Genomic DNA, 11807 nt, shown 5'->3' with positions numbered 1-11807 from the left:
GTCAGGGCGGGGTCCAAGCCCGCCGCCGTGGTGGCGACGATCTATCAGGCGGCACGCTGCAAACGCGGCGTTGCCTCGTGGACTTCCGCAGAACGAGGACGAACGAGATGGCATTTTGGACGCGCAGCTCCGACGCGGAGAGTGCTGCACAGATGCAAGCCATCAGCCGGTCGCAGGGCGTGATCGAGTTCGCCATTGACGGCACCATTCTCACCGCCAACCAGAATTTTCTCGACGCGCTCGGCTACAGCCTGGCCGAGATCAAGGGCAAGCATCACCGGATGTTCGTCGATCCCGACGAGCGCGACGGCGCCGCCTACCGCGCGTTCTGGGCGAGCCTTGGCCGCGGCGAATACCAGGCCGCCGAATACAAGCGGATCGGCAAGGGCGACCGCGAGGTCTGGATCCAGGCCAGCTACAATCCGATCATGGATCGCAGCGGCAAGCCGGCCAAAGTCATCAAGTTCGCCACCGACGTCACCGCGCGCAAGATCCGCGGCATGGAAGACGCCGGCAAGATCGCCGCGATCCTGCGGGCGCAGGCGGTGATCGAGTTCAATCTCGACGGCACCATCATCACCGCCAACGACAATTTCCTCGGCGTGATGGGCTACGCGTTGGCCGATGTCGTCGGCAAGCCGCACAGCATGTTCGTCGAGCCGGCGGAGCGCGACAGCGCCGCGTATCGTGCGTTCTGGGCCGGGCTCAATCGCGGCGAATATCTCGCCGCGGAGTTCAAGCGGATCGGCAAGGGTGGCCGCGAGGTCTGGATCCTGGCGTCCTACAACCCGATCATCGACGAGAAGGGCAAGGTCTTCAAGGTGGTCAAATTCGCCACCGAGGTGACCCAGCAAAAGCTGCGCTTCACCGAACTCGACGGCCAGGTGCAAGCGATCGGCAAGTCGCAGGCGGTGATCGAATTCGCCATGGACGGCACCATTCTCGGCGCCAACGGCAATTTTCTCGACGCGATGGGCTATTCGCTGGCCGAGATCAAGGGCCGTCACCACAGCATGTTCGTCGACCCCTCGGAGCGCGACGGCGCCGCCTACCGGGCGTTCTGGGCCACGCTCAATCGCGGCGAGTTCCAGGCCGCCGAATACAAGCGGATCGGCAAGGGCGGCCGCGAGGTCTGGATCCAGGCCACCTACAATCCGATTCTCGATCTCAACGGCAAGCCGTTCAAGATCGTCAAATACGCCAGCGACACCACCGCCCGGGTGATCGCACGGATCAAGAGCGACCGGGTCAGCAGGATGCTGGAGTCGGTGGCGGACGGCGCCGAGAAGTTGAACGCCTCGGTGCGCGACATCGCCGAGGCGATGACCAAATCGAAGTCCACCGCGATCGCGGCGGTCACCAAGGTGGAGTCGGCCGATCAGCAGACCCAAAGGCTGGCCGTGGCGGCGCAGTCGATGGGCGGCATCGTCGAACTGATCGGCAACATCACCGGCCAGATCAACCTATTGGCGCTCAACGCCACGATCGAATCGGCGCGCGCCGGCGAGGCCGGCCGCGGCTTTGCGGTGGTCGCCTCCGAGGTGAAGAATCTCGCCAACCAGGCCACCGACAAGATCGGCAGCGAAATCTCCGGGCTGAACGGCATCTCCGCCGACGTGGTCGCGGCGTTGCTGGCGATCAAGCAGGAAATCCAGAGCGTCAGCGAATTCGTCACCGCCACCGCCGCCGCGGTCGAGCAGCAGAGCGAGGTGACGGCCGAGATGTCATCGAGCATGCAGCAGGCCGCCGCCGAGGCCGCCAGCATCGGGCATTAGAGCATCTTCGGTTAGGATTGAATCATCCAACCGAAATCGGCGTCATTCCGGATTGCGAGTTCGAAGAACGAGCAAGTCCGGAATCCATACTCCCCGCGGTGGTTATGGATTCCGGGCTCACTCGCAGCTGACGCTGCTCGTGCCCCGGAATGACGGCCTGGACTCTTGAACCGCAGCAATCCTAACCGAAAATGCTCTAGCGCGTGAGCGAAAGCAGCGTGGAGAAGTGGCCTCAATCGAATGAGCATCGTGTGCCGCGCCGGGGCCACGCCTCTGTGGCGAGCATCGAGCGCGTCGCTTAGCAAGCCGCAGCCGGGTTGTATCGCTGGATTGCTTCTAAGAGGAGTTCTATTGGCGCCGTCGCCGGTACGCGACTAAGCACGCCCCGTCATAGAAACTGTCGCGTCACCTTCGCTGACGAGACGTCGGATCGGGGGGACGTGTTGTGTCAAAGCATCTCTATGCGTTGCGTTTAACTGTTGCGTCGGGCGCGCTCGCGCTCGGCTTGATGTCGACCGATGTCGCGTTGGCGCAGCAATCCTCAACAACAATCGCCGGCGAATCCGCATTGCCGCCGGTGGTGGTGAATTCGCAAAAGCCGCGCCGCGCCGCGCCGACGCGCCACGTTCGCGCCGCGCCGGCGGCGGCCGCCCGTGCGCCGCAGGCCAAGCCCGCGCCAACCTTGGTGGAAAATCCGCGCGGCCCGATCCAGGGCTACGTCGCCAGCCGCTCGATGGCCGGCACCAAGACCAACACCGCGATCAACCGCACCCCGCAGGCGGTCTCGGTGATCGGCGCCGAACAGATCCGCGACCAGAAGCCCGGCAAGCTCGACGAGGCGCTGCGCTATTCCGCAGGCTTGGTTGCAGGCACCTTCGGCACCGACACCCGCAGCGACTGGTTTCTCATTCGCGGCTTCAAGTCGAACGACAACAGCACGTTCCTGGACGGCATGCAGCTGTTCTCGACCGCTTACGCGACCTGGAAGTTGCAGCCGTTCAATTTGGAACGCATCGAGGTGCTGCGCGGGCCATCGGCGATTCTCTATGGCGGCTCCAGCCCCAGCGGCATCGTCAATGCCGTCAGCAAGATGCCGCCGGCGGAGCCGATCCGCTACATCGAGAGCGGCGTCAACAATTACGGCAACCGCTACGTCGCGTTCGATGTCGGCGGTCCTGTCGCCACCGCCGCGGAAAACGGCAAGCTGTTCACCCGGCTGGTCGGGCAATTTCAGGGCGGCGACACCCAGGTCGACCACACCGTGGACAACAACTACTTCATCGCGCCGTCGGTGACCTGGAAGCCCGATGCCGACACCAGCCTCACCGTGCTGGCCTCCGCCGCCAAGAACGTCACCAACGGCCAGAACTTCCTGCCCTATGAGGGCACGGTGGTGGCGGCGCCGTTCGGCCGGATCTCGACCAAGCTGTTCACCAGCGAACCCAGCCTGGACACTTTCAAGCGCACCCAGGCGACGATCGGCTACCAGTTCGAACGCAACCTGACCGACGATCTGACGTTCCGGCAGAATGCGCGCTTTGCGCATGTCGACGTCACCGAGGCGACCGACTACGGCTTCGGCTATTCCGGCGCGTCGTCGTCGGCAAATCTGACAAGGTTCAATTTCTACGCCCACGACGTCGCTGATCAAGCCACGCTCGATAACCAGCTGGAATATCGCTTCGCCACCGGCGCGCTCAGTCATACAGCGCTGTTCGGCGTCGATCTCAAGCATTACAGCATCGACGACGTGCAGCACTTCAGTTTCGGCACGCCGCTCAATCTGGTCAATCCGGTCTACACTCCGACCGCGGTTGCCAGCGGCGCGTTCAAGGATCAGACCCTGACCCAGAAGCAACTCGGTCTGTATGCGCAGGACCAGATCAAGCTCGATCGTTTCACGCTGGTGCTGAGCGGCCGCAACGATTGGGTCAAAACCGAGAACGCGGATCGCATCGGCGCCGACCTGTCGCGCGACGACAGCAAGTTCTCGGGCCGTGCCGGGCTGATCTACAATTTCGACAGCGGGCTCGCGCCTTACGTCTCCTACGCCACCAGCTATGATCCGATCATCGGCACCAACACCTCGGCGGGATTGCCCGGTTCGTTGTATGTGCCGGAGACCGGGCAGCAGACCGAAATCGGCGTCAAATTTCAGCCGGTCGGCTTCAACGGCCATTTCGGCGTCGCGCTGTTCGACCTGAAGCGGCAGAACGTTCTCACCACCGATCCGAACGTCGCGGTGCTCTCGACCCAGACCGGCGAGGTCACCTCGCGCGGGCTCGAACTCGAGGCGGTCGCCAATCTGGCGCCGGGCTTCAAGGTGATGGGCTCGTTCACCACCACCAACATCTTCGTCAGCAAGGATGGCAACGCGGCGTTGATCGGCACGGTGCCGACCAACACGCCGCGACAGCTGACCACGGGGTGGGCGGACTACACGTTCCAGGACGGCGCGCTCGCCGGCTTCGGCTTCGGCGGCGGCGTGCGCTATGTCGGCTCGTCATTCGCCGATCAGGCCAATACGTTGACGGTGCCGGCGGTGGTGCTCGGCGACGCCGCGATCCATTACGAGCGGCAGAACTGGCGGCTGGCGCTGAACGTCATCAACATCAGCGACGAGACCTATGTGGCGAGCTGTCAGTCCGCCAGCGTGTGCTTCTACGGCGACCGCCGCCGCGTCACCGCCAGCGTCGGCTACAAATGGTGAGGGGGAGGGTCATGAACGCGAGCTGGTGTCCCGGGCGAGGAAGCAGCGCCTTTGGCGCTGCGCCGCAGACCCGGGACCGTTCCAGACGCTGCGTTCCGTAACGGCCCCGGCTCGCAGCGCACCACGCCGCAATGCGGCGCGCTGCGCTGCGTCCGGGGCACGTTTGCTGTTATTCCGCCGCCTTCTGCTTCCTTGCCGCCACATACACCCCCGCCAGCACCAAGGCGTAGCCGAAGGCGTGATACAGCTGCGGCCGTTCGCCGAGAAAGCCGATCGCCATCGCCGAGCCGAACACCGGGATCAGGTGAAAGAACGGCGCGGCGCGGTTGGCGCCGATCAATTGGATGCCGCGGTTGTAGCAGAGATAAGCCAGGATCGAGGGAAACACCGCGACATAGCCGAGCGAGGCGAAGTTGCCGAGCGTCAGCTCCGGCGGCGGCCGCAGCATCAGTTCCACGATCAGCAACGGCACGAGGCCGAGCGCGCCACAGCCGAAGGTGAAGGCCAGGAACGACAGGCCATGGATCGCCGGGCGCTTCTGCGACAGCGCCGAATACAACCCGAAGATCGCCATCGCGGTGATGAAGATCAGATCGCCGCGGTTGAGGTCGATGTGGGCGAGCTGGCCGAGGTCGCCGTGCAGCAGGATCACCGCCACGCCGAGCATCGACACCAGCACGCCGAGCGCCTGCGCCAGCGTCAGCCGGATGCCGAGAACGATCAGCGACCAGATCGCCACGAACAGCGGCGCGGTGGATTGCAGCAGCAGCGCGTTCAGCGCCGTGGTGTATTCCAGCGCGGTGTATTGCAGCGTGTTGAAGGTCGAGATGCCGGCCACCGAGATCGCGATCATCACGCCGAGCCGGCGCCGGATCTCGTGCCAGTCGCGCTTCAGATGCGGCCAGGCGAACGGCAGCACCAGCAGGAACGCCACCGCCCAGCGCAGGAACGACAGCGTCACCGGCGGGAAATGCCCGGCCGCGGCGCGGCCGACGATGGCGTTGCCGGCCCAGAACAGCGAGGTCAGGCTGAGCAGCAGATAGGGCTGATCGGACAGCCACGCGAAACGGTGGTGCGGGGCGGGCGGAGGCAAGGGGGTCATGCAAGGCCTGAATTGATGGCGCGGCGCTGCGTCTGCGCGACCCGCATCCGTGAACGCCGCCTCCCTGATTTGGCCCAGCAATACGGATTTCTGCGGCAATCACAATGCCGTCCGCCGCATGGCCCGGCGGCATCGCGATTCGCGGCATCGGCCGCGTGGAGCTGTTCAGCCGACCTCGCTCTGTTCGGTCTTCTTCAGCTTGCCGATGCCGAGAATGTCGAGCATCGCCTTCTCGTAGAAAGGCTCGCTCTCGCCGCGGCTCATCTTGCGCATGAAATACTTCTCGAACGCGATCTTGGCGTTGTGCACCCAGACCCCGGAGGCCGACCAGTTGACGTTGCGCGGCGGCAGTTGCGGCTGCGCCACGAAGGCGACGCCGGAATCGCCGAAATCCGCCAGGCACACCGCGTTCCAGGTCGCCTGGTGGGTCGGCTGTTTGCCGTCGAGCATTTGCCGGATGTTGTGCGCGGTCGCGGTGACCATAGATTCGATCATGAAGCCGGTCTTCGGCACGCCGCAGGGCACCGCGGTCGGCCCGGTCGGCGGGATCGCGACGCAGACCCCGACCGCGAACACGTTGCGATATTTCGGATTGCGCTGATGCTTGTCGATCAGCACGAAGCCGCGCGGATTGACCAGGCCGTCGATGCCGCGCAGCGGCGCGATGCCGCGGAACCCGGGGATCAGCATCGAATAGCCGAACGGCAGTTCGCTGGTCTTCTTCACCGCGCCGTCGTCGGCGATTTCCTCGACGATGATCTTGCCGGGCTCGACGCGGGCGACGCGGCTGTTGGTGATGAACTTGATGTGGTGCTGCCGCATCTCGGCTTCGAGCAGCCCCTTGGTATCGCCGACGCCGTCGAGCCCGAGATGCCCGACATAGGGCTCAGGCGTAATGAAGGTCATCGGCACCTGGTCGCGGATCTTGCGGCGCCGCAGCTCGGTGTCGAGGATGAAGGTGAATTCGTAGGCCGGGCCGAAGCAGGAGGCGCCTTGCACCGCGCCGACCACGATCGGACCGGGCTTCTTGCAGAACGCCTCGAAGGCGTCGGCGGCCTTGCTGGCGTGGTCGACGTGGCAGATCGAGGCGGTGTAGCCCTCGGGGCCAAGCCCCTCGATCTCGTCGAAGGCGAGCTCCGGGCCGGTGGCGATGATCAGGATGTCGTAGCTGAGCTTCGTGCCGTCGGCGAGTTCGATCGTGCTGCTGTCGGGGTCGAGCCTGGTGGCCGGCACCGGCTTGTAATCGATGCCGCGGCGTTCGAACACCGGCGCCAGATCGATCTGCACCGACTCCCGGGTGCGCCACTTCACCGCCACCCAGGGGTTCGACGGCACGAAGTGATAGATCGGATCCTTGGTGACCACGGTGACGGTGTCGTGCAGTCCGAGCTGGTCCTTGATCTCGTAGGCCATGATGACGCCGCCGAGGCCGGCGCCCAGAATCACGATGTTTGCCATCGCCCTGTCCTCCGTTTCGGCCACGACCGATCGCGGCCGCGGCGCTGTTTCCCTGATCGGCCGCAGTTGCCGTTGCTTGTTGTTGGCTGCGGGCCCGCGACCGTTTCGGCCTGCGGGGTGGGTTGCCGCGCCGGCGCAGGATCGGCGATCCGCGTCGGCCGGGCTGTGGTTAGTTTCGTATATTCGTTTATTTGAAGATATGAATATATAGGACGCCAGGCCGGGCGTTGTCAACTCGTCCGATCGCGGCTTGGCGAGCGGCGCGGCGTCAGCCCGGCCGCGCGGCGCCGCCATTGTCGAGCACCGCCAGCGTGGTTTCGCCGTCCTGGCGCAGGTCGCTGGTGAAGCGCGCCGCCAGCGCCTGCATCGGCAGGTTGGATTTCAGGCACGACATTTCGATGCGGCGGATGCCGAGCCGGTGCGCCTCGGCGATCATCGCCGCCATCAGCTTGCCGCCGATGCCCTGGCGGCGATAGTCGGTCTCGACGCTGAACGCGGCTTCGGCGCTGTGCTGCTGCGGATCGCCCAGCAGCAATTCGCAGCCGCCGCGGATTTGGCCGTCCGCCAGATAGCCGATCACCACCCGGCCGTCGGCGAGCGCGGCGCCGGCGTGCAGCATGACCTGAAAATCCGGCACGTCGTCGAAGAACCGCATCCGCCGCGCGGCTTGGTCGAGCCGCATCAGGTGCTCAGCGTAGCGGTCGGCGTCGGCAGGCCCGAGCCGGACGACGCAGCCCCCTGGATCGAGTTTCGCGGTCATGGTCGAGGCCCCCCGGACAAGCCCTCGAAGATTAGTCCGTGATGGGAACCGCGCAAGCGGGCGGCGGAGGTTAAGTGGTACGGGCGGGGAGGCTAAGTGCTACGCGCTCCGCGGGTGCCATCTGAAAGGGCTACTTGCCTCTCCGCGTCATGGCCGGGCTTGTCCCGGCCATCCACGGAAATAGGTAGCTCCTTGCTCGTGGGCGTGGATGGCCGCGACGAGCGCGGCCATGACGTGTTGAAGTCAGGTGCCTGAACTCTATCGCTTTGAGTGAGGCCCGCTTGTCGCTCCTCCGCCTAGCAGCCCTGGTCGACCGGTTGCGCGCCTTGCGCTTGCTGGGATGCGGTGGGCTGGCCCTGCATCTGCCGCTGCGCGTCTTCCGACGAGGCCGGGCCGCCGGCGGCGGCGCGGCCGATGGTCGAAGTCGGCGGGTGCTGTTCGGTGCTATTGCTGTCGGCGCGCGGCGCTTGGCCGGTGTTGCCGACCGTCGGTCCGGCGCCGGCGTCCTTGGGCTTGCCGTCGGCGCCGACGGTGCAGGGGCCGGCCTGCGCGCTGCCGATGCCGAGCGCCAGCAATGCTGCGCCGCAAATAATCGATTTCTTCATCCGTCTCTCCCAGGGTTTCCCGCCCTTCTGCGTGCGCTCTGCCGGCGCCTGTGAGGGCACAGCGACAACCCGGCGGTGCGGCGGCGGTTCCTGGCGCTGCCGTGGGGCTTACGCCACCAGGTCGCGTGCCACGGCGCCGAGCGCGGTAGCGGCCTCGTTGGGATCGAGCCGGATCTGCAGCCCGCGCTGGCCGCCGTTGAGATAGACGTTTGCCTCGGTGAGCGCGGCCTGCTCGATCGCGGTCGGCACGCGCTTCTTCTGGCCGAACGGCGAGATGCCGCCGACATGGTAGCCGGTCAGGCGCTCGGCATCCGCGGGCTTCATCATCTTCGCCGCCTTGCCGCCGAAGGCGTGGGCGAGCTTCTTCATGCTGACTTCGCGGTCCGACGGCACCACGACGCAGACCGGCTTGCCGTCGACCTCGGCCATCAGCGTCTTCAACACGCCGCGCGGTTCGGCGCCGAGCGCGGCCGCAGCCTGCAGCCCGATCGAGTCGGCGTCGGGGTCGTAGTCGTAGCTGTGCAGCGTGAAAGCGACGCCGAGCTGCTCGAGTGCCTGGGTGGCGCGGGTGGTCTTCGACATGATGCGGACGCCTGTTGTGAGTGCACGGGCCGGGAACGCGGCGATCGCGCTGCGCTCTCATCGCGCGCGAAGCTCCGAGTTCCAAGCAGAATCTCGCCAAATCGTGGCGAGAACTGACCAATTTTGAACAGTCAAGCCGGTCCGGTTGATTTTACACAACCTCGTCATGGTCCGTTTGATACGGTCCGGCACGTTGCGTGGAACACGCGCGCTGCAGCAAGGCCTCGGGCTTAGACCCAAAGCTCCGGCTGATCTTGCCGAGCCGAAACGTTCAGGGAGGGAATGATGCGGCGCGCTGATGCGGCGAAGAAGCAGCTGGCTGATCCACGTCACCCATGCCCGGTGTGCGGCACCCCGACCATTCTTGCCGAAGTTGCGCCGCACCCGTTGCATGCGAATTTCGACGTTCACGGCTATCTTTGCGAGCGCTGTGGGCCGGTGAAATGCCTGGTCGTGTTGCGCGCGCCGTCGTCCTACCGGATGATGTGAGACCCCCCGCCGGTCGTTAGCGTCCGGCGATGGTGAACACGGTGCGCCGGCGGCTATCGTCGGCGGGCCAGGCGCGTTCGACGTCCGACAGCGGCACCGCTGTCGAAGCGATCTTGAGCCCGATCGGCGTCGCGGCGTGCAGCATCTCGCGTACCGCATCGAACAGGCGATCGAGCGCGATGCTGCCGATCCCGCTGCCCATCAGTTCGATCGCAGAGGAGCGCAGCACGGCGCCTGGCAGGGTAATGTCCGCGCCGCTCAGCGAGCCGATCTGAACGAAGCGGATCGGCACGGCATCCTGGCCGAGCTTGGCCGCGGCGATCAGCAGCCGTTCGGCGCTGCGGCCCCACAGATAGTCCAGCACCACGTCGACGCCGTCGGCGAATTGCTGCTGGAAGGCGGCTTCCATATCCCGTTGATCGTCGAGCAGCGTAATCGTCACGTCGGCGCCGAGCGCTGCGAGCGACTGCAGCGCCTCGGCATCGCGCCCGGTGGCGATCACCTTGCCGGCGCCGAGATGTTTGGCGATCTGTACCGCGAGCCGGCCCGAGGTGCCGGTGGCGCCGTTGATCAGCACGGTCTCGCCGGGCTTGAGCTTGGCGCGTTCCTTGAGCGCCGCCCATGACGACATGCCGGGATTGGCCAGCGCCGCGGCGGTGACGTCGTCAAGGTCGTCGGGCAGGGCGATGCACTGCGCCGTACGCACCACGGTTCGCTCCGCCATGCTGCCGAACGGCGCGCGCGGCAGCACGAAATACACCCGTCGCCCGTCCTCGAGCCGTCCGACGCCGTCGATGCCGACCACCAGCGGGAACTGACCGGAGGCGCTGTAATGCGTGCCGGCGGCGCGGCCCTTGACCAGATGGCTGATCGCGGCGGCCGTCACCGTGACCAGGCTCTCGCCCTCGCAGGGCTGCGGCGCGTTGAACTCGCCGAACACCGGCGTCTCGCCGGCGCGGGAAATGACTGCGGCTTGCATCGGGTTGTCCTTTCGGTCGTCGCGATTATGTGCATATTGCACGCATATCGGAGGGGCGAAATGCCGTCAAGAAAAAATGTGCAAAATACACATAATAGCGAACGGCTCCGTGTGCTGCACGGCGCGCTGCTGGACATCGTCAGCGCCATGAACCAGCCGCATCGCGACGAGGCGATGATCCGGACGGCGGGGATTCCGCTCGACCGCGCGCTGTTTCCGTTGCTGGTCTTGATCGAACGGTTCGGACCGATTGGGGTCGTCGACTTGGCCGATCGGGTCGGGCGCGACTACACCACGGTCAGCCGCCAGGTCGCCAAGCTGGAAAGCCTTGAGCTGGTGCAGCGGCGGGATAACGCCGCGGATCGCCGGGTGCGCGAGGCGATCGTCACCGCGAAGGGCAAGGCGATGACCGATCTGGTGGACGGCGCGCGGGAGCGCATCGCGCGCGGCATTTTCGCGAGCTGGGAGCCCCGTGAGTTCGACGAACTGGTGCGGCTGATGCGGAAATTCGCCGACGCGGTGTCGCGCGATCCGCCGGCCGAATGATCGATTCCCTACAGCAGCCGCTGCGCCGAACGGATACCGCGCGCCGATCCCCCGTCCGTCCTGGACAGGCGATGGCGGAGAAGGCGCGGAAAGGGCTTAGATCGCAACTATCAGGTGGTGTAGTCGAGCAGCAGCGCGTTTTGCGAGGCCGCGGTGGTGCTGGTGGCGCCGCTGGCGCTGTAGGCGGTCGCCGAGGCTTGCTGGTCCTGCAGCAGCTTCAGGAAATCCTTCAGGATGGTGGCGATGTCGTCGGAGCTGGAGGACGACGTGCTGTCGGTCGATGCGGTGCTGCTGGTTGCGGAAGAGGAATCCGACGGTGGCGGGCCGGGCGGCGGGCCGCCGGCGGAATCCGACGCGAACGCGTTGGCGAAGATGCTCTTCAATTCGGTGGCCTGGTCGCTGGTCAGGTTGCCGTTGCTGACCTGGGTGGCGATCAGGTCGTCGATCTTGGACTGCATCTCGTCAGTCGAGGGTGGTTGGCTGCTGCTGCTCTGCGCGCCGCTCAGCGAGGAATCGATGCTGGTCAGCGCCGAGGACAACGCCTCGCTGTCGGTCGAGGCGACCGTTCCGGAGGCGAGTTCGGCCTTCAGCTCTTGCTGCAGTTTTTCGAGAGGGGTGAGGTAGCTGCTACTGGACGCAGCGGAGATCGTGGTCATGGCGTGCTCCGATCGTGCTTTCGAGACGCCTGCACGGTATGGTTAACGAACTTAACGAGACCTTGCCGCCGCAGCAGCGATGTATTGCGCCATATTGCAGCTCGGCGCATCGACACACTCGGAAACAGGATTTCGCCGAAGGACG

11 protein-coding genes are annotated in these 11807 nt (G+C 65.6%); 4 read left to right on the top strand and 7 right to left on the bottom strand.

The window, feature by feature from the left end; genetic code table 11:
- Positions 1-107 precede the first annotated feature (107 nt).
- Both RPC_RS20485 and RPC_RS20480 read left to right on the top strand, forming a co-directional pair.
- Positions 108-1775, top strand: coding sequence for a methyl-accepting chemotaxis protein (locus RPC_RS20485; RefSeq protein ID WP_011474506.1), 1668 nt, complete (start codon positions 108-110; stop codon positions 1773-1775).
- Positions 1776-2283: 508 nt separating this feature from the next.
- On the top strand, positions 2284-4485 hold the full coding sequence (locus tag RPC_RS20480) for a TonB-dependent siderophore receptor (protein WP_049766139.1): 2202 nt from the start codon (positions 2284-2286) through the stop codon (positions 4483-4485).
- Positions 4486-4654: 169 nt separating this feature from the next.
- Here RPC_RS20480 and RPC_RS20475 read toward each other — a convergent pair whose 3' ends face one another.
- The 5 genes from RPC_RS20475 to ybaK form a co-directional block, all read right to left on the bottom strand.
- Positions 4655-5587, bottom strand: a complete 933-nt coding sequence (locus RPC_RS20475) for a DMT family transporter (RefSeq protein ID WP_011474504.1) — start codon at positions 5585-5587, stop codon at positions 4655-4657.
- Between the two features lie 165 nt (positions 5588-5752).
- Positions 5753-7045: an NAD(P)/FAD-dependent oxidoreductase gene (locus RPC_RS20470; protein WP_011474503.1), complete on the bottom strand. Its 1293-nt coding sequence runs from the start codon at positions 7043-7045 to the stop codon at positions 5753-5755.
- 268 nt (positions 7046-7313) lie between these two features.
- Complete coding sequence (locus tag RPC_RS20465; RefSeq protein WP_011474502.1) at positions 7314-7805, bottom strand: GNAT family N-acetyltransferase; 492 nt, start codon at positions 7803-7805, stop codon at positions 7314-7316.
- A gap of 296 nt (positions 7806-8101) precedes the next feature.
- Positions 8102-8410, bottom strand: coding sequence for a hypothetical protein (locus RPC_RS20460; RefSeq protein ID WP_011474501.1), 309 nt, complete (start codon positions 8408-8410; stop codon positions 8102-8104).
- Positions 8411-8518: 108 nt separating this feature from the next.
- A complete protein-coding gene (gene ybaK, locus RPC_RS20455; protein ID WP_011474500.1) occupies positions 8519-8992 on the bottom strand; it encodes a Cys-tRNA(Pro) deacylase in 474 nt (157 codons plus the stop codon).
- Positions 8993-9277: 285 nt separating this feature from the next.
- Here ybaK and RPC_RS26350 point away from each other — a divergent pair, with 285 nt between their 5' ends.
- Positions 9278-9481 carry a hypothetical protein gene (locus RPC_RS26350; protein ID WP_157043262.1) on the top strand — a complete coding sequence of 68 codons (204 nt, stop codon included), beginning with the start codon at positions 9278-9280 and terminating at the stop codon, positions 9479-9481.
- A gap of 16 nt (positions 9482-9497) precedes the next feature.
- Here RPC_RS26350 and RPC_RS20450 read toward each other — a convergent pair whose 3' ends face one another.
- Positions 9498-10460, bottom strand: a complete 963-nt coding sequence (locus tag RPC_RS20450; RefSeq protein ID WP_011474499.1) for a quinone oxidoreductase family protein — start codon at positions 10458-10460, stop codon at positions 9498-9500.
- Positions 10461-10520: 60 nt separating this feature from the next.
- On the opposite strand from RPC_RS20450, the gene RPC_RS20445 reads away from it, so the two are divergent.
- Positions 10521-11006 carry a MarR family winged helix-turn-helix transcriptional regulator gene (locus RPC_RS20445; protein ID WP_011474498.1) on the top strand — a complete coding sequence of 162 codons (486 nt, stop codon included), beginning with the start codon at positions 10521-10523 and terminating at the stop codon, positions 11004-11006.
- A gap of 110 nt (positions 11007-11116) precedes the next feature.
- On the opposite strand, the gene RPC_RS20440 is transcribed toward RPC_RS20445, so the two are convergent.
- The gene (locus RPC_RS20440; RefSeq protein ID WP_011474497.1) at positions 11117-11662 is read right to left on the bottom strand and encodes a hypothetical protein; all 546 of its coding nucleotides are present in this window, start codon (positions 11660-11662) and stop codon (positions 11117-11119) included.
- Between the last annotated feature and the right edge of the window lie 145 nt (positions 11663-11807).

The organism is Rhodopseudomonas palustris BisB18, assembly GCF_000013745.1.
Classification (GTDB): Bacteria; Pseudomonadota; Alphaproteobacteria; order Rhizobiales; family Xanthobacteraceae; genus Rhodopseudomonas_A; species Rhodopseudomonas_A palustris_F.
The sequence above is the reverse complement of the archived record's forward strand: the minus strand, read 5'-3'. Positions and strand labels throughout refer to the sequence as shown.

Excerpts from the sequence above, each read along its gene's own strand:
- RPC_RS20485 (WP_011474506.1), top strand. The coding sequence starts at position 108 with ATGGCATTTTGGACGCGCAGCTCCGACGCGGAGAGTGCTGCACAGATG.
- RPC_RS20480 (WP_049766139.1), top strand. The coding sequence starts at position 2,284 with ATGTCGACCGATGTCGCGTTGGCGCAGCAATCCTCAACAACAATCGCC.
- RPC_RS20475 (WP_011474504.1), bottom strand. The coding sequence starts at position 5,587 with ATGACCCCCTTGCCTCCGCCCGCCCCGCACCACCGTTTCGCGTGGCTG.
- RPC_RS20470 (WP_011474503.1), bottom strand. The coding sequence starts at position 7,045 with ATGGCAAACATCGTGATTCTGGGCGCCGGCCTCGGCGGCGTCATCATG.
- RPC_RS20465 (WP_011474502.1), bottom strand. The coding sequence starts at position 7,805 with ATGACCGCGAAACTCGATCCAGGGGGCTGCGTCGTCCGGCTCGGGCCT.
- RPC_RS20460 (WP_011474501.1), bottom strand. The coding sequence starts at position 8,410 with ATGAAGAAATCGATTATTTGCGGCGCAGCATTGCTGGCGCTCGGCATC.
- ybaK (WP_011474500.1), bottom strand. The coding sequence starts at position 8,992 with ATGTCGAAGACCACCCGCGCCACCCAGGCACTCGAGCAGCTCGGCGTC.
- RPC_RS26350 (WP_157043262.1), top strand. The coding sequence starts at position 9,278 with ATGCGGCGCGCTGATGCGGCGAAGAAGCAGCTGGCTGATCCACGTCAC.
- RPC_RS20450 (WP_011474499.1), bottom strand. The coding sequence starts at position 10,460 with ATGCAAGCCGCAGTCATTTCCCGCGCCGGCGAGACGCCGGTGTTCGGC.
- RPC_RS20445 (WP_011474498.1), top strand. The coding sequence starts at position 10,521 with ATGCCGTCAAGAAAAAATGTGCAAAATACACATAATAGCGAACGGCTC.
- RPC_RS20440 (WP_011474497.1), bottom strand. The coding sequence starts at position 11,662 with ATGACCACGATCTCCGCTGCGTCCAGTAGCAGCTACCTCACCCCTCTC.